Origin of the sequence: Xanthobacter sp. 126 (assembly GCF_000526175.1) — a bacterium.
GTDB lineage: Bacteria > Pseudomonadota > Alphaproteobacteria > Rhizobiales > Xanthobacteraceae > Xanthobacter > Xanthobacter aminoxidans.
In genome coordinates, this window is sequence record NZ_JAFO01000001.1 from 467002 (window position 1) to 486697 (window position 19696).

16 protein-coding genes, 1 tRNA gene and 2 pseudogenes are annotated in these 19696 nt (G+C 67.8%); 14 read left to right on the forward strand and 5 right to left on the reverse strand.

Translation table 11 applies throughout. The annotated features are described in order from the left end of the window. Positions 1–38: 38 nt before the first annotated feature. The 4 genes from XAN126_RS0102165 (at position 39) to trxA (ending at position 7740) form a co-directional block, all read left to right on the forward strand. Positions 39–740: a nucleotidyltransferase family protein gene (locus XAN126_RS0102165; RefSeq protein ID WP_051460743.1), complete on the forward strand. Its 702-nt coding sequence runs from the start codon at positions 39–41 to the stop codon at positions 738–740. Positions 741–773: 33 nt separating this feature from the next. Continuing rightward, positions 774–3821, forward strand: coding sequence for a double-strand break repair protein AddB (gene addB / locus XAN126_RS0102170; RefSeq protein ID WP_024276964.1), 3048 nt, complete (start codon positions 774–776; stop codon positions 3819–3821). Then, complete coding sequence (gene addA / locus XAN126_RS0102175; RefSeq protein ID WP_024276965.1) at positions 3818–7333, forward strand: double-strand break repair helicase AddA; 3516 nt, start codon at positions 3818–3820, stop codon at positions 7331–7333. The genes addB and addA overlap by 4 nt, the downstream gene beginning before the upstream one ends. Positions 7334–7419: 86 nt before the next feature. Beyond that, positions 7420–7740, forward strand: coding sequence for a thioredoxin (gene trxA, locus XAN126_RS0102180; RefSeq protein ID WP_024276966.1), 321 nt, complete (start codon positions 7420–7422; stop codon positions 7738–7740). A 70-nt stretch (positions 7741–7810) separates the two neighbouring features. Here the strand turns inward: trxA and XAN126_RS0102185 are convergent, their stop codons facing one another. From XAN126_RS0102185 to def, 4 genes are all read right to left on the reverse strand, one after another. After that, the gene (locus XAN126_RS0102185) at positions 7811–8161 is read right to left on the reverse strand and encodes a hypothetical protein (RefSeq protein ID WP_029876608.1); all 351 of its coding nucleotides are present in this window, start codon (positions 8159–8161) and stop codon (positions 7811–7813) included. A 142-nt stretch (positions 8162–8303) separates the two neighbouring features. After that, a complete protein-coding gene (gene truA / locus XAN126_RS0102190) occupies positions 8304–9041 on the reverse strand; it encodes a tRNA pseudouridine(38-40) synthase TruA (RefSeq protein ID WP_024276968.1) in 738 nt (245 codons plus the stop codon). Between the two features lie 17 nt (positions 9042–9058). After that, the gene (fmt, locus tag XAN126_RS0102195; protein WP_024276969.1) at positions 9059–9982 is read right to left on the reverse strand and encodes a methionyl-tRNA formyltransferase; all 924 of its coding nucleotides are present in this window, start codon (positions 9980–9982) and stop codon (positions 9059–9061) included. A 37-nt stretch (positions 9983–10019) separates the two neighbouring features. Then, positions 10020–10538, reverse strand: coding sequence for a peptide deformylase (def, locus tag XAN126_RS0102200; protein WP_024276970.1), 519 nt, complete (start codon positions 10536–10538; stop codon positions 10020–10022). Positions 10539–10638: 100 nt separating this feature from the next. Here def and rmuC point away from each other — a divergent pair, with 100 nt between their 5' ends. The 8 genes and pseudogenes from rmuC (at position 10639) to XAN126_RS0102245 (ending at position 17118) form a co-directional block, all read left to right on the forward strand. Then, complete coding sequence (rmuC, locus tag XAN126_RS0102205) at positions 10639–11805, forward strand: DNA recombination protein RmuC (RefSeq protein WP_024276971.1); 1167 nt, start codon at positions 10639–10641, stop codon at positions 11803–11805. A gap of 11 nt (positions 11806–11816) precedes the next feature. Beyond that, positions 11817–12169: pseudogene (locus tag XAN126_RS25930) on the forward strand (DUF2200 domain-containing protein). A gap of 124 nt (positions 12170–12293) precedes the next feature. Continuing rightward, entirely contained in the window at positions 12294–13172 is an 879-nt protein-coding gene (gene mutM / locus XAN126_RS0102215) for a bifunctional DNA-formamidopyrimidine glycosylase/DNA-(apurinic or apyrimidinic site) lyase (protein ID WP_024276972.1), read from the forward strand. Between the two features lie 127 nt (positions 13173–13299). Then, positions 13300–14070 carry an enoyl-CoA hydratase gene (locus tag XAN126_RS0102220; RefSeq protein WP_024276973.1) on the forward strand — a complete coding sequence of 257 codons (771 nt, stop codon included), beginning with the start codon at positions 13300–13302 and terminating at the stop codon, positions 14068–14070. Positions 14071–14204: 134 nt separating this feature from the next. After that, positions 14205–14289 (forward strand) — tRNA-Leu (locus XAN126_RS0102225). Positions 14290–14453: 164 nt separating this feature from the next. Beyond that, a complete protein-coding gene (locus tag XAN126_RS27445; protein ID WP_155982194.1) occupies positions 14454–15203 on the forward strand; it encodes a DUF4102 domain-containing protein in 750 nt (249 codons plus the stop codon). A gap of 646 nt (positions 15204–15849) precedes the next feature. Further along, on the forward strand, positions 15850–16512 hold the full coding sequence (locus tag XAN126_RS0102240) for a hypothetical protein (protein WP_024276975.1): 663 nt from the start codon (positions 15850–15852) through the stop codon (positions 16510–16512). 129 nt (positions 16513–16641) lie between these two features. Next, positions 16642–17118 (forward strand): MucR family transcriptional regulator, encoded by a 477-nt coding sequence (locus tag XAN126_RS0102245; RefSeq protein ID WP_024276976.1) that lies wholly within the window; start codon positions 16642–16644, stop codon positions 17116–17118. A gap of 154 nt (positions 17119–17272) precedes the next feature. On the opposite strand, the gene XAN126_RS28080 is transcribed toward XAN126_RS0102245, so the two are convergent. Next, positions 17273–17752, reverse strand: a complete 480-nt coding sequence (locus tag XAN126_RS28080) for a hypothetical protein (protein ID WP_024276977.1) — start codon at positions 17750–17752, stop codon at positions 17273–17275. On the opposite strand from XAN126_RS28080, the pseudogene XAN126_RS0102255 reads away from it, so the two are divergent. Both XAN126_RS0102255 and XAN126_RS0102260 read left to right on the forward strand, forming a co-directional pair. Then, a pseudogene (locus XAN126_RS0102255) lies at positions 17751–18173 on the forward strand (ATP-binding cassette domain-containing protein); the annotation flags it as partial. The gene XAN126_RS28080 and the pseudogene XAN126_RS0102255 sit on opposite strands and share 2 nt — an antisense overlap. Continuing rightward, positions 18163–19578: an HlyD family type I secretion periplasmic adaptor subunit gene (locus tag XAN126_RS0102260; RefSeq protein ID WP_051460534.1), complete on the forward strand. Its 1416-nt coding sequence runs from the start codon at positions 18163–18165 to the stop codon at positions 19576–19578. The pseudogene XAN126_RS0102255 and the gene XAN126_RS0102260, both read left to right, overlap by 11 nt. The last annotated feature ends 118 nt before the right edge of the window (positions 19579–19696 follow it).

The following is a 19696-nucleotide window of genomic DNA, read 5'->3' on the forward strand; positions in this document are numbered from 1 at the left end:
ACGCGCCCGCCACCGGATCCGTCCGGGTTGATACCGCCATGGTGCTCGCTGCCGGCCTCGGCACGCGGATGCGCCCCCTCACCGACACCCGCCCCAAGCCGCTGGTGGAGGTGGACGGTCGCGCGCTGGTGGACCATGTGCTCGACCGCGTGACCGCCGCCGGCATTCCCCGCGCCATCGTGAACGTGCACCACCATGCCGATCTGCTGGAGGCGCACCTCAAGGCCCGCGCGGGCGCGCCCGACATCCTCGTCTCCGACGAGCGCGGCCTGCTGCTCGAGACCGGCGGCGGTGTGCGCAAGGCGCTGCCGCTGATCGGCGACACGCCCTTCCTCGCCATCAATTCCGACACGATCTGGATCGAGGGCGCGCGGCCGAACCTCGTGCGGCTCATGGAGCAGTTCGATCCCGAACGGATGGACGCGCTGCTGCTGCTCGCCTCCGCAGCCCATTCCATCGGCTATGACGGCCTGGGCGATTTCCAGATGGACAAGCTCGGCCGGCTGGAGCGCCGGGGCGAGCGCACCATCGCCCCCTTCGTCTATGCCGGCGCCGCCATCCTGAAGCCGGAGCTGTTCGAGGGCACGCCGGAGGGCGCCTTCTCCCTTAACCGCGTGTTCGACCGCGCGGCGGCAGCGGAGCGGCTGTTCGGCTTGCGGCTGGACGGCATCTGGATGCATGTGGGCACGCCCGACGCCATCGCCCTGGCCGAGGAGGCCATCGAGCGGTCGAGCGATTGAGGGTCTTCCTCTGGCGGGACGAGGAGTGAAGCCGTGCCGCGCGTGCTGACCATTCCGCCCTCCGCGCCCTTCCTGCCGGTGCTCGCGCGCGCGCTGCTCGACGGCACGCTGGTGCAGGGCTTCGCGCCGCGTCACGATCCGCTCGCGCTGGCCGGCGCCACCGTCTTCCTGCCCACCCGCCGCGCCGGGCGGCTGTTCGCCGAAGCGCTGCTGGAGGCGTCGGGCGGAACGGCGCTGCTGCTGCCGCGCATCGTGCCCCTCGGCGACGTGGATGAGGACGCGCTCGCCTTCTCCGAGGATGCCCCGGTGTTGGCCGCGCCCCACGCCATCGCCCCGGTGCATCGCCGGCTCGTGCTGGCGCGGCTCGTGGCGCACTGGCGCGATACGCTGTCCAAGGCGGTGGAGCGGGAGGCGGTCGCCGCCGGCACTGCTTCCACCTTCGCGCTGGCCGATGCGCTGGGCTCCCTGTTCGACGATCTCACCACCGCCGGCCTCGGCGTCGAGCGGATGGATGGGCTCGTACCGGACGAGCTGGATCGCTATTTCAAGGTGGGGCTGGATTTCGTGCGCATCGCCCGGCGCGCCTTCTCCGCCTATCTGGCAGAGGAAGGGCTGGTGGAGCCCGCCGCCCGCCGCGACGCGCTGGTGGATGCGGAGGCGCGCCGCCTCACTGCGCTGGGCACGGCCGCCGGGCCAGTGATCGCCGCCGGCTCCACCGGCTCCATGCCGGCCACGGCGCGCCTGCTGAAGGCCATCGCCAGCCTGCCCCATGGCGCTGTCGTGCTGCCGGGGCTGGACCTTGATCTCGATGCGCCGTCCTTCGACCGGCTCGCCGATCCCGTGCTCGGCGCGCCCGACCATCCGCAATACGGCCTCGCCCGTCTCATCAGTACCCTCGGGGTGGCGCGCAGCGAGGTAATCCCGCTAGCCCCGCCCGCCCCCTTCGGCCGTGAGCGGCTGATGGGCGAGGCGCTGCGGCAGGCCGAGATGACCGATCTCTGGGCGACGCTGCCCGCGCGCCTGCCGGCGGACGACCTCGCCGCCGCCATGGCCGGCATCAGCGTTGTGGAGGCGGATGACCCCCGCGCCGAGGCGCTGAGCGTCGCCCTCCTGCTGCGCGACAGCCTGGAGCGGCCGGGCGAGACGGCGGCCCTCGTCACCCCGGATCGCGACCTCGCGCGGCGGGTGGCGGCGGAGATGGCGCGCTTCGGCGTGGCGCTGGACGATTCCGCTGGCACGCCATTGGCCGACGCCCCCGCCGGGCGCCTCGCCGGGCTGCTGGTGACGGCGGCGGCGGAAGGGCTGGCGCCGGTGCCGCTGTTTGCGCTGCTCACCCACCCGCTGGCGCGCTTCGGCCTTGATGCGGAGGCGAAGGCCGAAGCGGTGGCGGCTTTGGAGCTGGCCGCCCTGCGCGGTCCCCGCCCCGCCGCCGGCATCGCCGGCCTCTCCGCCGCGCTGGATGCCCACGATCCCGAAGGCTACCGCCGCTCCGATCCGCGCAGCCGCATCGATGGTGCGGCCATCGCCGCCGCGCGCGATCTGGTGCGGCGGCTGGAGGCGGCCCTCGGCCCGCTGCTGGCGCTGGGCGACCGTCACGGCGCCGTTCCCCTCGCCGAACTCGTCGCCGCCCATCGCGCCGCCGTGGAGGCCGCCGCCGGCCGGCTCGATCCCGAGGCCGAGGATGCGGCGGAGGCGGCCCTCGCCCGCACCTTCGACACGCTGAAGAGCGCCGCCGGCGACGGTCCGGCCCTCGACCTTTCCTCCTATGCCGATGCGGCGGGCGCGCTCTTCTCCGACACGATGGTCCGCCCGCGCGCCGAGCCCCATGCCCGCATCCGCATCCTGGGCCCGCTGGAAGCGCGCCTCGTCCACGTGGACCGCATGGTACTGGGCGGTCTGGTGGAGGGCTCCTGGCCGACCATTCCCGAGACCGACCCGTGGCTGAGCCGCCCCATGCGGGCGCAGCTGGGGCTGGACCTGCCGGAGCGGCGCATCGGCCTGTCCGCCCACGATTTCGCGCAGGGCTTCGGCGCACGCGAACTGGTGCTGAGCTTCGCCGCCAAGGTGGGCGGCACCCAGAGCGTGCCCTCGCGCTTTGTGCAGCGGCTGAAGACCGTGGCCGGGGAGGCCGAGTGGAACGCCGCCCGCGCGCGGGGCGCCCGCTTCGTCCGCGCCGCCCGCCGTTTGGACGAGGCGCCCGCCGTGCCCCGCGCGACCCGCCCCGCGCCCGCCCCGCCGCTGGAGCTGCGCCCGCCCCGCCTCTCGGTGACGGAGATCGAGACCTTCCTGCGCGATCCTTATTCCATCTATGCCCGGCACGTCCTCGGCCTGTCTCCACTCGATGACCTAGACGCACCGCCGGGCAGCGCGGAGCGGGGGATGGCGCTGCACGAGGCCGTGGGCCGCTTCACCACCGCCTTCCCCGACGATCTGCCGCCCGACGCACTGGCGCGGCTGATCGAGGAGGGCGCCCGCGCCTTTGCGCCGCTGAAGGCCTTCCCGGCCGAGCATGCTTTGTGGTGGGCGCGGTTCGAGCGGGCGGCGGCCTTCCTCGTCGCCTTCGAGCGCGAGCGGCGGGCGCATCTGGACCGCATCGTCGCCGAGACGAAGGGCAGCCTCGAAATCCCGCTCGCTGCCTCCACCTTTCGCCTCACCGGCCGCGCCGACCGCATCGAGATCAAGCGCGACGGGACGCTCGCCATCATCGACTACAAGACCGGCACCGCGCCGAGCGCCAAGCAGGCCGCCTCCCTCTCCCCCCAATTGCCGCTGGAAGCCGCCATGGCCCGGCGCGGCGGCTTCGAGGGCGTGCCGGGGGCGCCTGTTGAGGAACTCACCTATGTGGAGCTGAAGGGCGGGGCCGACGGCGGCGCGGAAAAGCCGGTGAAGGTGAAGGACCGCTCCACCCACGATCTCGCCGAGGATGCCCTCGCCGGCCTCGAAAGCCTGCTCAAGGCGTTCGAGAATGTGGCGCAGGGCTATCGCTCGCTGGCCGCGCCGCAATGGTCGGGCCGCTATGGCGATTATGACCACCTCGCCCGTGTGCGCGAATGGGCGCTGGCCGGGGAGGAAAGCGAATGAGCGCGAGCCTCGATAGCAGCGCCAAGTCCGAGGCCACCCGACGCCAGTCGGAGGCCTCCCACCCCGCCATTTCCGCCTGGGTCTCGGCCAACGCCGGCTCGGGCAAGACCCATGTGCTCGCCCGCCGCGTGATCCGGCTGCTGCTCGCCGGCACGCCGCCGGGGCGCATCCTGTGCCTCACCTATACCAAGGCGGCGGCGGCCAACATGGCCAACCGCGTGCTCGCCATCCTCGGCCGCTGGGCGCGCATGGACGATGCCGCGCTCGATGCCGCCATCGCCGAGACGGTGGGCGAGGCGCCAGACGCTTCGCTACGTGCCCGCGCCCGCCGGCTGTTCGCGGCGGCGCTGGAGACGCCGGGCGGGCTGAAGATCCAGACCATCCACGCCTTCTGCGGCGGCCTTTTGCATCGCTTCCCGTTCGAGGCGGACGTGGCGGCCGGCTTCCGCGAGCTGGACGAGGTGGCCCGGCGCGAGCTGATGGCCCGCATCCGCGCCGATCTGGTTGTTTCGGCGAGCCTCGCGCCCGCCTCTCCCACCGGCGAGGCGCTGGCCCGGCTCACGGAGGAGATGTCCGACAGCGGCCTCACCGGCCTCATCGAGGCGGCGGTGGCGCTGCGCGCCCGCATCCTGCCCCTGGGCGACACGCCCGCCGCCCGCCGGGCTGCGGTGGCGCGCGCGCTGGGGCTGCCGGCGGGGCTCACTGTGGCAGACGTGGAAGCCGAGATGCTGGCGAGCCCGCACCTTCCCCGCTCCGAATGGCAGAGCGTCGCGGCGACGCTCGCCACCTCCGACAAGGCCACCGACCGCAAGCGCGCCGACGACCTCGCGGCCGCTGCTGCGGCGGGGGACGATGCCTCGGCGCTCGTCGCCTATCGCGGCGTGTTCTTCGGCTCGGACGGCCCGCGCTCCGACAAGAACCTGCTCACCAAGGGCATGGGTACGCGCGAGCCGGACCTTCTCGCCCGCTTCACCGCCGAGCGCGACCGCCTCGCCGGCCTCGCCGATCGCCTTAAGGCCGCCTGGACACTGGAGCGCACCGGCGCAGCCCTCACTCTCGGCGCTGAGGCCTGCCGCCGCTACGAGGCGGAGAAGGCGGCGCGGGGCCTGCTCGATTTCGACGACCTCATCACCAAGGCCGCAGCCCTGCTCGCAGAGCAGCCGACCTTCGTGCAGTTCAAGCTCGATCAGGGCATCGACCACATCCTCGTGGACGAGGCGCAGGATACGAGCCCCGAGCAGTGGAAGGTGGTGGAGGGCCTCGCCTCTGACTTCTTCTCCGGCGAGGGCGCGCGGGCGGGCGTGACTCGCACCATCTTCGTGGTCGGCGACGAGAAGCAGTCCATCTTCTCCTTCCAGGGCGCCGATCCGCGCGCCTTCGGCGCCATGCGCTCCACCTTCGAGCGCAAGGTGGGGGCGAAGGGCTTCCGCCGGGTGGAACTGCCCCATTCCTTCCGCTCCGCGCCGGGCGTGCTGGAGGCGGTGGATGCCATCTTCAAGAGCGAGGTCGCCCATGCGGGGCTGACCCTCGATACCGTGGCCCCTGTCCATGCCGCCATCCGCGCCGACGCGCCGGCCCTGGTGGAGATCTGGCCCACCACCGTGCCCGAGCCCCATCCCGAGCCGGATAACTGGCGCCGGCCGCTGGACGAGGTGCCCACCGACGATCCCGTCAGCCGGCTCGCCGCGCGCATCGCGAGCTTCATCCAGGCAGGGATCGCGAACGGCCTCGCCATCCCCTCCCGCGACGGGCGGCCCATGCGGGCCGGCGACGTGCTGGTGCTGGTGCGCCGGCGCGGGCGGGTGTTCGAGGCGGTGATCCGTGCGCTCAAGGAACTGAAGGACCCGCGGGTGCAGGTGGCCGGCGCCGACCGGCTCGTGGTGCCGGAGCACATCGCCGCCCTCGATCTGATGGCTTTGGGAGACTCGCTGCTCTCGCCGCACGACGATCTCTCGCTTGCGGCCGTGCTGAAAAGCCCTCTGTTCGGCTTCACCGACGACGATCTCATGGCCCTGTGCCCCCAGCGCAAGGGAACGCTGGCCTCCGTCCTCTCCACGTCAGTCGATCCGCGCCACCGTGCCGCCGCCGCGCGGCTCGCCGGCTGGAAGGGCGAGGCGGAGGGGCTGCGGCCGTTCGATTTCTACGGCCGGGTGCTCGGCCGCGACGGTGGACGGCGGGCCATGCTGGCGCGCCTCGGCCCCGAGGCGGCGGACGTGCTGGACGAGTTCATGGCGTTGGCCCGCACCTATGAGGGCGCGGAGCCCGCGAGCCTCGCCGGCTTCCTCGCCTTCCTCCGGCGCGGCGGGGCCGAGACCAAGCGCGACATGGAGAGCGGGCGCGACGAGGTGCGGGTGATGACCGCCCATGGCGCGAAAGGGCTGGAGGCGCCCCTCGTCATCCTCGCCGACACGGTGGACATGCCACGCCCGCGCATCGCCGGTGGCCTGCTCACCTTGCCGGGTGCGGGGGTGCCGGTGCTGGCGCCGCGCAAGGCGGAAGACCCGGAGGTGCTCGCCACCGCCCGCGCCGCCGCCGCCGCCCGCGAGCTAGAGGAATATCGCCGGCTGTTCTACGTGGCGCTGACCCGCGCCGAGGATGCCCTCGTCATCTGCGGCGCCGAGACGCGCGCGCCGGCCAAGGACAAGCCCCACGCCCGGCCCGAGGGCTGCTGGTACGACCTCGCCCGCGCGGCGCTGGAGCCGGACGCCGACGAGGGTGAGCCGCTGGGCTTCGACGGCAAGGTGCTGCGCTGGCGCAAGGGGCCGGGGCTAAAGGTGGCGGAGGCGGGCGCGCCCGTGCCGGCGGTGGTCGAGGTGGGGGAGGCGCTCTCATTCCCCAATCCCCCGCCGCCCGAGCCCGCCTTGCGGCGCCTGCGTCCCTCCGGCATCGACGGCGCGGACCCCCGGCCTGAGCGACCGGCCATGCCCGCGCCGCTGCCCGAGAGTGCGCTGTCCCCCCTCTTGCGCGGCGATCTGGTCCACCGGCTGCTGGCCGGCCTGCCGGAGGTGGCGGCGGCCGAGCGGGAGGCGGCGGGCCTGCGCCTGCTGCGCCATGCGGCGGACGGGGTGGACGAGGCGGCGCACCGGGCGATTCTCGCCGAGGCGCTCGGCGTGCTCGGCCATGCGCCCCTCGCGGAGCTGTTCGGCGCCGGGAGCCGGGCTGAGGTGCCGGTGATCGGGCGCATTACGGGAGCGGGCGGAGAGGTGTTCGCCGTCAACGGCCGCATCGACCGGCTGGTGGTGTTGCCCGACCGCATCCTCGTGGCCGACTTCAAGACGGACCGGGTGCCCCCTTCGGACCCCGCGGAGGCCGGCGAGAGCTATGTTTCCCAGCTCGCCGTCTATGGCGCCATTCTGTCGCAGGCGTTCGGCGGGCGACCGGTGGAAGCGCGCCTGATCTATACGGCCGGGCCGCTTGTGGTGCCGCTCATTCCCTCCCGGCTTGCCGCGGCGTTGACGAAGCTTGGTGTTCCGTCCCCGCCTTTCGCCTCCCTCGGCGTCAAGGGCGCGTGAAGCCGCCTTGACGGGGAGGGGAGGGGCTACCTACGTTCTCCCCCAACATCCAGTGGTTCTCCCCGTTCTGCCCTACGAGGTATGTCATGGCCGTCGAGAAGGTTTCCGATCAGAATTTCGATCAGGACGTGCTGAAGTCCAGCGCGCCGGTCATCGTTGACTTCTGGGCGGAGTGGTGCGGCCCCTGCCGCATGGTTGCCCCCATCCTGGAGGAAGTCTCCGGCGAGCTGGGCGAGAAGGTCCGCATCGTGAAGCTGAACGTGGACGAGAATCCGCAGACGGCATCCAAGTACGGCATCATGTCCATTCCCACCCTGCTCCTGTTCAAGGACGGCAAGATCGCCTCCCGCCAGGTGGGTGCCGCCCCCAAGGCCAAGCTGGTGCAGTGGATCAACGGCTCGATCTGAGCTTCGACCGCCGAATATGAAAAAGCCCCCGATTCGGGGGCTTTTTTCGCTTGTGGGGATTGAATGGTCCTCAGCCGTGCCGTGCCAGCAGCTTCCCTGAGGGCTCCACACGCTCCACCATGAAGGCGGAGGCGGCGCGCCCCCGCCACGGCCGGTCGAGGCAGAGGCTCGAATCGTTGAGGCGGGCCGCCTCGGCCTGCGCCTCCTCCTCGCTTGCGAAGCGATGCGCCTCGCTTGGGAAGAAGGCGCCGCCGGGAATGATGACGGCCTCTCCTTCCTGTGTATCGATCCGGGTCTCGCTTCCGTCAAAGAAGACCCAGCCGCACGGAGCGCCGGGCACGGCGCGGGCGACCAGATGGGCGAGGGAGAGGGGAACGCGGCGGCGCGAGGGTTGCCAGCGCGGCATACGGAAACTGAACATCGGACTGGTCGTCCTCTATCGCCCTGAGGTGTCTTCCCAGTGGAAATGCTCAAGGGTGCCAGACCGTTCCAACCTGCGACGTCATGAACGTTTACAGGATGTTGCCAACGGGGAAGCGCGAGGCCTGCGGAACGGCACGGACTCAGTAGCTGACGGCGGCGAGATAGAGCCCCGCCGCGGGGGCCATGGGGCCGCAGCGCGTGCGGTCGGCGGCGGCGAGGGCGGCGGCGAGGTCGTCCGCGCTCCACCGGCCTTCGCCCACCCGCATGAGCGAGCCCACCATGGAGCGCACCTGATGGTGCAGGAAGGACCGGGCCGAGGTGACGACGCGGATCTCGTCGTCATGGCGGGAAACATCCAGCTGGTCCAGCGTCTTCACCGGCGAGGCAGCCTGGCACTCGGCGGCGCGGAAGGTGGAGAAATCGTGCCTGCCTAGAAGGCGTTGGGCGGCGATGTGCATGGCCTCGGCATCGAGCTTCTGCGGGATGCGCCACGCCCGGTCGCGGTCGAGCGCGAGGTCGGGGCGGCGGTTGACGATGCGGTAGAGATAGTGCCGCTTGGTGGCGGAGAAGCGGGCGTCGAAGCTGTCCGGCACCTTCTCGGCGGAAAGCACGGCCACCGGATGGGGCCGAAGCTGGGCCGTCATGGCGTCGCGCACCGTGTCCGTGCGCCAGTCCCTGGAAAGGTCCACATGGGCCACCTGCCCGGTGGCATGGACCCCGGCATCGGTGCGCCCGGCGCCCGCTACTGTCACCTTTTCCCCGCAGAAACGCTGAAAGGCTTCGGCTAGCACACCCTGCACGGTCGGCAGCTCCGCCTGTATCTGCCAGCCGGCGAAGGGGGTGCCGTCATATTCGATGGTGAGCTTGTAGCGGGGCATGGCGGGTCTGGCCGCCCTCAGGCGAGCCGGCTTCCGGGCGGGACAGCATTGCCCCTAAGGAAGGTCTCCGCCCCCATGGGCTGCTTGCCGGCCTTCTGCAGCTCCACGAGACGCAATGCGCCCGAGCCGCAGGCGATGGTGAGATGGTCTTCAAGTACCGTGCCGGGCGCTGCGGAACCCTCGTCCAGCGTCGAGCGCAGCACCTTCACCCGCGCCTCCTCCGGTCCGAGGGGGAACCAGGCGCCGGGGAAGGGGGAGAGGCCGCGGATGCGGTCGTGCACCTCCTGGGCTGGCTTTGACCAGTCGATGCGGGTCTCCGCCTTCTCGATCTTGGCGGCATATTCCACGCCGGTCGCCGGCTGGGGCGTGAAGCCGAGCCCGCCGCGCTCCAGCGCAGCCAGCGCCCGGCCCATGAGGTCGGCGCCGATCACCATCATCCGGTCATGCAATTCGCCGGCGGTCATGTCCGGGCCGATGGGGATGCGCTCCACGAGGCCCACGGGGCCGGTGTCCAGCCCCGCTTCCATCTGCATCACCGCGACGCCGGTCTCCTTGTCGCCGGCCATGATGGCCCGCTGGATCGGGGCGGCGCCGCGCCAGCGCGGCAGCAGGGAGCCATGCAGGTTCAGGCAGCCGAGGCGCGGCGCATCGAGGATGGCCTGCGGCAGGATGAGGCCATAGGCCACCACCACCGCCACGTCCGCCTCATGGGCACGGAAGGCGTCCGCTGCTTCTTCGCCCTTCAGGCTTCTGGGCGTGAACACCGGCAGGCCGAAGCGCTCGGCCACCGCATGGACGGGGGAGGGCGTGAGGTCGAGCCCGCGGCGACCGGCCGGGGCCGGGGCGCGGGTATAGACCGCCACCACCTCGTGGCCGCGCCCGACGATCTCCGAGAGGGTGGGCACGGCGAAATCCGGCGTACCCATGAAGACGATGCGCATGGACCCTCGTGTCCCGTGATCTCCCGCCGCGGCGGGATCAGGCCTCGGCCTTGTGCTTCGCCTGCTTGGTGAATTTCTTGATGACGCGGTCGCGCTTCAGCTTGGAGATGTGATCGATGAAGAGCACGCCGTTGAGATGGTCGATCTCGTGCTGCACGCAGGTGGCGAACAGGCCCTCGGCCTCCACCTCCCGCGTCTTGCCCTCAACGTCCAGGAAGCGCACCGCCACCTTCGCCGGGCGCTCCACCTCCTCGTAATATTCGGGGATGGAGAGGCAGCCCTCGCTATAGACGGAGGTCTCTTCCGAGGCGGCGATGATCTCGGGATTGATGAGGGCGATGGGCTTCTTGTTCTCGCCGTCGCGCGCGACATCGATGGTGATGACGCGGCGCTGCACGCCCACCTGTATGGCCGCCAGCCCGATGCCGGGGGCGTCGTACATGGTCTCGAACATGTCCTCCACCAGCTTGCGCACCTCGTTGTCGATCTTCTCGACCGGATCGGAAAGCGTGCGCAGCTTGGGCTCGGGGATGATGAGGATAGGCCGGATCGTCATTCGAGCGAGATAAGCGAAGCTGCCGCATAGGTCAACATGTTCGCCGTTTGTTCAAGCGAGAGAATCACGTAAGAAGAGAAGGTTCACGCAAGAGCAAGGCATGCCGGTTGTGCTGTTCACCTTCGGCGGGCGGCCCTTCACCGTGGCCGAGGCGGCTGCGGTCGCCGCGGCGGTGCTGGCGCTGCTGTTGTTTCTGGTGCTGGTGAGCCTCGTGCGCCAGTCGCGGGCGCGCGCCGCCGTGGTCGCCGAGGAAGCGCTGCGGCGGGACGAGATGGACCGTCGCCTGCGCGAATTGGTCCGTGTCCAGTCCGAGACCGCCGGCCGCGTGCAGAGCATGACGGAGATCCTCGCCCAAAGGCAGAGCGAGCTGGCCCGCGCCGTCTCCGACCGGCTCGACCAGACCTCCCACCGGCTGGGGGAGACCCTCTCCACCGCCGCCCGCGCCACCCATGAGAGCCTGACGCGCATCGCCGAGCGTCTCGTGATGGTGGAGACGGCCGAGCGCACGCTCGGCGATCTTTCAGCGCAGGTGGTCTCCCTGCGCGAGACGCTGGCCAACAAGCAGGCGCGTGGTGCCTTCGGGCAGGCGCGGATGGAGGCCATCGTCGCCGATGGCCTGCCGCGCGGCAGCTTCGCCTTCCAGTACACGCTCTCGAACGGCAAGCGTCCGGACTGCGCCATCTTCCTGCCGGGGGATGCGCGCCCGCTGCTCATCGATTCCAAATTCCCGCTGGAGGCCGTCACCGCCTTCCGGGAGGCGCCGTCCCCCGAGCATCGCAAGGCCGCCGGCCAGCGCCTGCGCAACGATCTGCTGAAGCACGTCTATGACGTGGCCGAGCGCTATTTCATCCCCGGCGAGACGCAGGACGTGGCGCTGATCTTCGTGCCGTCCGAATCCGTCTATGCCGAGATCAGCGAGCATTTCGACGGCGTGGTGCAGGAGGCCTATCGCCAGCGCGTGATCCTGGTCTCGCCATCGCTCCTGATGCTGGCCGTGCAGGTGGTGCAGGCCATCGCCAAGGACGCCCGCATGCGTGAGGAGGCCGACCGCGTGCGGGCCGAGGTCGGCGCCTTGGTGGAGGACGTGAGCCGCCTGCGCGAGCGCGTGGGAGACCTCGCGAAGCATTTCGCGCAGGTGGGTGACGACGTACAGCGCGTCATCATCTCCGCCGACAAGATTGCCCGGCGCGGGCTGAGGCTGGAGCAGCTCGACTTCGACACCCCCGGTCCGGCGTCCTCCCCGCCGCCCTCCCCGCCGCCCAAGTGAGGGCCGGCGTCATGCCGAAGCACCGCATCACCACCACCAGCTTCGCCAGCGTCTATCCGCTCTATGTCGCCAAGGCCGAGCGGAAGGGGCGCACGCCGGCGGAGGTGGACGTGGTGATCCGCTGGCTGACCGGCTATTCCGACGCCGACCTGCGCGTCGTTCTGGCCGGCAAGACCGATTTCGAGACCTTCTTTGCGCAGGCCCCGCCCCCAATCCCGCCCGCGCGCTCATCACGGGCGTGGTCTGCGGCGTTCGGGTGGAGGAGGTCGCCGAGCCGACCATGCGGGAGATACGGTATCTCGATAAGTTGATCGACGAACTGGCGCGGGGGCGGCCGCTGGAGAAAATCCTGCGCAAGGGCTGAGGCCTGTTGATGCGGCCCCAGTCGGGGGCTGCGGCATCTTGCGCGGCGGCGTGCGAGGCGGGATGCTGGCAGCCGAGATGAATCGCGCGCCCGTTGTGGCGTGCCCGTGACCCTTAAGGACGAAATGCCCGAACTGCCCGAGGTGGAAACCGTCCGCCGCGGCCTGATGCCCGTCTTGCAGGGCGCCGTGATCGAAAGCGCCGAGGCGCGCCGCCCGGACCTGCGCTGGCCGCTGCCGGAGAACTTCGCCGAACGCCTGGCCGGCCGCCGCGTGGAGGCCATCGGTCGCCGCGCCAAATATCTGCTCGCTGACCTCGACGGCGGCGAGGTGATGATCCTGCACCTCGGCATGTCCGGTTCCATCCGGGTGGAGGGCGAAAAGGCGCTCCGTCCGGGCGCCTTCCATTATCCCCGCGCCGCCGCCGGGCCGCACGACCATGTGGTGCTGCACCTCGCCGGCGGCACCACCGTGACCTTCAACGATCCGCGCCGCTTCGGCGCCATCCTGATCGTCCCCTATGACCGGCTGGAGAGTCATCCGCTTCTGGTGGGGCTCGGCCCGGAGCCGCTGGGCAACGCCTTCCATGCCGACTATCTCGCGGGCGCGTTCGCGCGCCGCAAGACCTCGCTGAAAGCAGCGCTGCTGGACCAGAAGCTGGTGGCGGGTCTCGGCAACATCTATGTGTGCGAGGCGCTGTTCCGCGCCGGCCTCTCGCCGCGCCGCCTCGCCCACACGATCGTGACGAAGGACGGCAAGCCGACGCCGCGGGTGGAGCGTCTCGTGACGGCCATTCGCGACGTGCTGCGCGAGGCCATCCAGGCCGGCGGCTCCTCTCTTCGCGACCACAAGCAGGTGAGCGGCGAGCTTGGCTATTTCCAGCACACCTTCCGCGTCTACGACCGCGAGGGAGAGCCCTGCCGGACCCGGCATTGCAAGGGCATCGTCCAGCGCATCGTGCAAGGCGGGCGCTCCACCTTCTATTGCCCGGTCTGCCAGAGATAGCGCAGCCCCGCACGGCCGCTGTGCGAGGCTGCCACTTCGCATGCCGGCGCGGAAGCGCTAGAGCACGGTTCCGCGCGCGCGGCGCAGGATATCGACCGGCGTCACGCCGGCTCAGGAGGAGACGAGGATGGCTTACGAGACGATCCTGTTGGAGGTGGACGAGCGGGTCGGCATCATCCGGCTGAACCGCCCGCAGGCGCTCAACGCGCTCAACGCCCAGCTCATCAACGAGCTGAACGCCGCCCTCGACGTGCTCGAGAACGACCGCGCCATCGGCTGCATTATCCTCACCGGCTCGGAGAAGGCGTTCGCCGCCGGCGCCGACATCAAGGCGATGCAGAGCTTCACCTATCCGGACACGTATCTCGACGACTACATCACCTCCTGGGAGCGCCTCTCGCGCACCCGCAAGCCGGTGATCGCGGCGGTGGCCGGCTTCGCGCTGGGCGGCGGCTGCGAGCTTGCCATGATGTGCGACTTCATCCTCGCCGCCGACACCGCGAAATTCGGCCAGCCGGAGATCAAGCTCGGCGTCATGCCCGGCTCGGGCGGCACCCAGCGCCTGACGCGTTTCGTCGGCAAGTCCAAGGCCATGGAGATGTGCCTCACCGGCCGGCTGATGGATGCGGTGGAAGCCGAGCGCTCCGGCCTCGTCTCGCGCATCATCCCCGCAGCCGAACTGATGACCGAGGCGCTGAAGGTCGCCAAGGTCATCGCCGGCATGTCGCTGCCGATCGCCATGCAGACCAAGGAGGCGGTGAACCGCTCCTACGAGACGTCTCTTGCCGAGGGCATCCGCTTCGAGCGCCGGGTGTTCCAGTCCCAGTTCGGCCTCGCCCACCAGCAGGAAGGCATGAGCGCCTTCATCGAAAAGCGCCCGCCCAACTTCAAGGGCTGACGCAGACGCGGGTGCCGCCCCACCGGCCGCACCCGCCTTCCCCATCTTTCCGCGACAGAGCGCAAGGAGCGTGTTGACAAGCAAGCCGCACCCCCTCTATGTGTCGCGCTCCGATCCGGCCCCAACCGGACGGGGCCCAGGTGGCGGAATTGGTAGACGCGCTGGTTTCAGGTACCAGTGGTGAAAGCCGTGGAGGTTCGAGTCCTCTCCTGGGCACCATTTTACCATCCAAAGACGTCTTGGAACGTCCAATTGTGACGGTAAATCAAGCGGTTAGCCCCCTTTGATAGTCTGACAGGGTCCACGGCGGTCCGGTTGAATCTCGCGCACGCGTAGGCATGCTTGTAGGCATCGATTTCATGCCTACAGCGAGATGCCTACAGATGCCTCTCACGGATCTAGCGTTGCGCAACGCCAAGCCAAAAGACAAGCCGTACAAGCTATTTGATGGCGGTGGCCTGCACCTTCTTGTTAACCCGAATGGCAGCCGCATTTGGCGCCTCGCCTATCGATTCGCAGGCAAGCCGAAGCAACTCTCGTTTGGCCCCTACCCCACCGTTCCGCTCGTCGAGGCGCGCCAGAAGCGGGAAGAGTCCAAAAGGCAGCTCCTCGCCGGCGAAGATCCTTCCGCGGTTCGGAAGCTGGAGAAGGTCGCGGCCAGCGTCTCTTCTGCCAACACATTCTCGGCCGTAGCCGAGGAATTCATAGAGCGCCTGAAGGGCCGAGGAATTGCCGAAGTCACCCTGGCTAAGAAGCGCTGGCTTCTTACAGATCTGGCAGGTCCCAGCTTGGGCCATCGACCGATAGCTGAAATCTCCCCCTTCGAGATTCTATCCGTGTTGCAGCAGGTCGAGCGAAGCGGCCGGCGAGAGACTGCTCGTCGCCTGAGGTCATCAATTGGGGCGGTGTTTCGCTTTAACGACGTCACACCCCTCCGCTTTCAGTGCCAACTGCAGGTCCTCGAGCCAGTCCTCGGGTATGCGGGCGCCTCGCGCTGCGAGAACTCCTGCGCGATCGGCTGCCGGATATCGTGCCAGCGTGGCAGGCGGACGGTGTACTGGCTTCCCTCAAGGCGCGCGGGTATCTCCTCCCCGGCAAGGAGATGGGGCGTTATGTGCGCCAGATCCGCGTGAAAGGCATGCATCCGCCCCGGCGCGACTATGTCGTGTTCGACCTCGCGCGTATTCAGGGGAATGCCAAGGACGAGCCGGACGCCGCCTAAGCTGGTGGCTCACATGCTCATCACTTTTCGGCCTCGCGCGCGCAGCGCGGGGCCTTTTTTGTATGGGCACGCGATCGAGGTGCGGCGGGACGCGCTCTAATTTTTAGAAAGCACGCCGTGAGGGTGCAAATCGCGATTCTGTAAATCATTGGCATCAGCAGCGAACAGCGATCGATGATTGGGTTTTCGACATCGATTGTGTCGCCTCCGACAGCTTCGATGTGGGCCCCATCAGGCGCCGCATATGAGGAGTCATGTCTGAATGAGATGAAGAGCCATGTCTGAATGATCGAAGGCTGAATCAGGTGTGTCTGAAACACGGGTTCACTGAAATTCGAGCATGAATGAGTTCAGTTTGAATTTAGATCTGGATTCATTTTTTGATAGTTCGATAGACATGAAATGCATATATTATCATTGTATCAATTATGAATTTGATAAATATCTGTGAATCAATAACGTATGTCTGCGATATATCATTTAATTATTCGCATATGCAGGTGCATATATTGAATATTGTAAATAGTTATCGTGCTCATAATGCATGGATAATTGCAATGCCGAACAGACATGTTGAAAAATTTCGCTCGGGGTGGGCCTGTGCGGAGGGCCTTGCCAGCAGCTACGGCAAATGGGTCGAAGACCATATCGCCGATGGCTACACCGGCTACCTCATGACGTTCATGTTCAAGAATCTCTATGCCGGAACACAGGGGGGCAAGATCGATCTCATGCATAGGGATATCGAAAGGGTCTATTCTCGGGTGGCTCACCGCTTCGCCCATCACCCCGACAAGCCATCCCAGCGCCGGTACCTGCCCCTCCTGGTCGCCTCGCCTGATCTGCCGGTGTTCAAGACGGACAAGGTGTCTGTTGCTGATGTCACATTGAACGATGGCTTGCATGAGCACGGGATATTGCTTACGCCTATGGAATCCCGGTTCAGGTACGAGCTGGCCACCTGGGTCAAGGAAAGGGCGCCTTGGCTCATGAGGGACACTCGCCTTCAGCGCATTCACTGCGCCAGGCTCGACACGACACCGGGCAAGGCGACAGAGTACGCTCTGAAGGGCAATGGACGGGCCTTGCCCGAAGACAGTCTGCTTGTCCTGCCCAAGGCGCTGAGTGAACGCGGTCAGTCAACGGATCGCGGCTACGATGAGGCTGTGCAGTCTCCGCACGGCTGTTCGTTGCTGCGGACGGGGCGCAAGCGCTACTGATCAAGCGGGGGATTTATGACCCTATTCTTCCCGCGGAGAGAAAATCTGATACCTCAGACGGCTGATCTATTGCCAAATAGAAAAATCTGCGCTTGAGAAGCTGATATCAATTTCGTTCTGGGGTGGAAAATGTCAGCCGATGATCAGGTGAGTGACGCTGAGGTCCTTATTGGGAATGTCGCGGATATTGTAGCAGCGTTCGTCGGCAATAACACGGTGCCCACGGCTGAGCTCCCTGCGCTTATTGCCAGCGTTCACGCCAGCCTCAGAACCCTCGGAGCGCCCCAGCCCGAAGCCGTCGTCGAGCTCGTTCCGGCTGTACCGGTGCGCAAGTCGATCACGCCGGACTATATCGTCTGCCTCGAAGACGGTCGGAAGCTGAAGTCACTGAAGCGGCATCTTCTCGCTGCGTTCGGGCTGACGCCTGAGGCGTACCGGGAGAAGTGGGGCCTTCCGAAGGACTACCCCATGGTGGCCCCCAACTATGCCGCTGCGCGCTCTGAGATGGCGAAGAGGATCGGGCTGGGCCAGATTCGCAAAGCAGTGGTGGAACCACCCGTCGCCCCTGGGCACGCATCCAAGGCAAAGCCCAAGCGCAAGGCGTAGTGAGCGCTATTCGCCATCCTGCAATCGACGTACGGGTTCGCGCCCTTGGCCGAACTGACCCTGGCGGCATTCGGGCCTGACGATTGGAAACTGATAGGACAAAAGAAAGGGGCGGCCGAAGCCGCCCCTTTCTTGTACTCATCGTGTATCGGCCTCAGACTGCGACCTTGCACTCCGGGTGGATGGGAGCGACCTGCGTGATGGGCCGCGTGAAGGTGGGGTAGTCCTTATAGTCGCGCCATTCGAGCGTCACGTGGCTTTCGCTCCGGGCAACCACCACGGCCTCCCACCAGCCATTGTACTCGCCATCGCTGTACTCTGGGGCGAGAACCACGTCCCCCTTCTGTAGGCCCGGCCAGTGCTTGGCGCCTTCCTTGATCACGACACTGATCAGCGCCTCGCCGCTCGCCGTGTCCGTCGACTTGGCGAGCATGGCGGCGGCCTTCTTGCGAGTAGGCGCCTTCGGCTCACTCTTCGCGACATCGGCCTCAGCGGCCTTCTCATTCGATTGGGCAGGCGTGGATGCCTTGCCCTGTGTCTCGGCGATGGCGACCAGACGCTTGAAGATGTCCTGGCGCACGCTGGTGAGCAGCGGGCGGTCGTTCTCGCCGAAGCGACCGGCGGGGATGTCCATGGAGCGGGTCGTTGCCGCGGCACAGCTTGCCGGCGCGCATGACTTCATCCTGGAACTGCCCCAGGGCTACGACACCATCGTCGGCGAGCGGGGCAACGGCCTGTCGGGCGGCCAGCGCCAGCGGATCGCCATTGCCCGCGCTTTGGTGATGAACCCCCGCATCCTCATCTTCGACGAGGCCACGAGCGCCCTCGACTATGAGAGCGAGCGCATCGTGCAGCAGAACATGGAGCGCATTGCCAAGGGGCGTTCCGTCATCATCATCGCCCATCGCCTGTCCACCGTGCGTAGGGCCGACCGCATCCTGACACTGGAGCGGGGACGCCTGGTGGAAGATGGCAGCCACGACCAGCTCATCAGCTCCGGCGGGCGCTATGCCAGCCTCCATCTGCTCCAGGCGGGAGCGCTCGATGTCGGCTGATGCGCGCATCATCCCGCTGCACCTGGCCGCGACACGGCGCCGGCGGGCCGAGCTGGACTTTCTGCCGGCCGCCCTCGAGATCGTCGAAACGCCACCCTCGCCCCTGGGGCGGGCGATCGCCGGCAGCATCATCGCCTTTTTCGTGATCGCATTGGCGTGGAGCTGGTTCGGCACCATCGACATCATTGCGACTGCCCCGGGTCGCTTCGTTCCGACGGGGCGCACCAAAGTGATCCAGCCATTCGAGACCGGTGTGGTGCGGGCCATCCACGTCAAGGACGGGATGGCGGTGAAGGCCGGCGACATCCTCATCGAGATCGACCCGACCGCCAGCGAGGCGGACGAACGCCGCCTGGAACACAATGTGGCGCAGGACCGCCTCGACATCGCGCGGCTCACGGCACTGCTCGCGGACGACCCCAGCGCTTTCTCCGTACCAGTCGGGATCGACCCTGGCATCGCAGTGACGGCGCGCCAGCAGATGGAGGAGCAGCGGGCGGAACATAACGCCAAGCTTGCCACGATCGACCGTCAGATTGCTCAAAAACAGGCCGAGCGGAAATCCGTTCAGGCCACCATCGCCAAGGGCGAGGCGACGCTGCCCATGTTGCGCGGTCAATTCGAGATCCGCGAAACCCTGATGAAGAAGGGGTTCGGCACCAAGGTCCTCTATCTCCAGGCGCAGCAGCAGCTGGTGGAGCAGGAGCAGCAGCTTGTAGTGGATGGCCACCGAGAGCAGGAAACGGCTGAAGCTCTTGGGGCCCTAGAGCGCCAACGGGCGGAAGCTGACTCGGAATATCGCAAGGGTCTCCTCTCCGATCTTGCCAAGGCTCAGGTTGCTGCCTCCGAGCATGGTCAGGAAGCCGTGAAGGCGACCCAACGCCGGGGCTATCAGACGCTCACCGCGCCCGTGGACGGGACGGTGCAACAGCTATCCATCCACACCATCGGCGGTGTGGTCACACCGGCGCAGCAGTTGCTCGTCATCGTGCCGAAGAACAGCCGGCTTGAGATCGAGGCGAACCTCGCCAACCGGGACGTGGGCTTCGTGCAGCGGGGGCAGGATGTAGAGGTGAAGGTCGAGGCCTTCTCCTTCACCCGCTACGGCCTCCTGCACGGGACGGTGGACAGCGTGAGCCAGGATGCGGTCGTCTCCGATGCGCGGCTCGACCGGGCTAAGGAAGCGGATGCGCCGGCGGACGAGACCGAGCGCCAGGCGCGGCAACCCGCCTATGTGGCGCGTATCTCGGTGCGAGAGGATGGCATTGAGACCGAGCAGGGCTGGAAGACAATCGAGCCGGGCATGGCGGTGACGGCAGAGATCAAGACGGGGCGGAGGCGAATTGTGGAATATCTGCTGTCGCCCCTGCTAAGGTACAAGCACGACGCTGGGCGAGAGCGATAGAAACTCGAAAACTGTAACAAATTAACATCTGACAGAGATGAAAGTAAAATGGGCACATCATTCAAACTTCGCGAAATAACCATTCTACTATTCGTTTTTGCGGCGACGTTGACTTTTA

What these genes read in the sequence shown, in the direction of transcription:
- XAN126_RS0102165 (WP_051460743.1), top strand. Translation starts at nt 39, where the DNA reads ATGGTGCTCGCTGCCGGCCTCGGCACGCGGATGCGCCCCCTCACCGAC.
- addA (WP_024276965.1), top strand. Translation starts at nt 3,818, where the DNA reads ATGAGCGCGAGCCTCGATAGCAGCGCCAAGTCCGAGGCCACCCGACGC.
- trxA (WP_024276966.1), top strand. Translation starts at nt 7,420, where the DNA reads ATGGCCGTCGAGAAGGTTTCCGATCAGAATTTCGATCAGGACGTGCTG.
- XAN126_RS0102185 (WP_029876608.1), bottom strand. Translation starts at nt 8,161, where the DNA reads ATGTTCAGTTTCCGTATGCCGCGCTGGCAACCCTCGCGCCGCCGCGTT.
- truA (WP_024276968.1), bottom strand. Translation starts at nt 9,041, where the DNA reads ATGCCCCGCTACAAGCTCACCATCGAATATGACGGCACCCCCTTCGCC.
- fmt (WP_024276969.1), bottom strand. Translation starts at nt 9,982, where the DNA reads ATGCGCATCGTCTTCATGGGTACGCCGGATTTCGCCGTGCCCACCCTC.
- def (WP_024276970.1), bottom strand. Translation starts at nt 10,538, where the DNA reads ATGACGATCCGGCCTATCCTCATCATCCCCGAGCCCAAGCTGCGCACG.
- rmuC (WP_024276971.1), top strand. Translation starts at nt 10,639, where the DNA reads ATGCCGGTTGTGCTGTTCACCTTCGGCGGGCGGCCCTTCACCGTGGCC.
- mutM (WP_024276972.1), top strand. Translation starts at nt 12,294, where the DNA reads ATGCCCGAACTGCCCGAGGTGGAAACCGTCCGCCGCGGCCTGATGCCC.
- XAN126_RS0102220 (WP_024276973.1), top strand. Translation starts at nt 13,300, where the DNA reads ATGGCTTACGAGACGATCCTGTTGGAGGTGGACGAGCGGGTCGGCATC.
- XAN126_RS27445 (WP_155982194.1), top strand. Translation starts at nt 14,454, where the DNA reads ATGCCTCTCACGGATCTAGCGTTGCGCAACGCCAAGCCAAAAGACAAG.
- XAN126_RS0102240 (WP_024276975.1), top strand. Translation starts at nt 15,850, where the DNA reads ATGCCGAACAGACATGTTGAAAAATTTCGCTCGGGGTGGGCCTGTGCG.
- XAN126_RS0102245 (WP_024276976.1), top strand. Translation starts at nt 16,642, where the DNA reads ATGTCAGCCGATGATCAGGTGAGTGACGCTGAGGTCCTTATTGGGAAT.
- XAN126_RS28080 (WP_024276977.1), bottom strand. Translation starts at nt 17,752, where the DNA reads ATGGACATCCCCGCCGGTCGCTTCGGCGAGAACGACCGCCCGCTGCTC.
- XAN126_RS0102260 (WP_051460534.1), top strand. Translation starts at nt 18,163, where the DNA reads ATGTCGGCTGATGCGCGCATCATCCCGCTGCACCTGGCCGCGACACGG.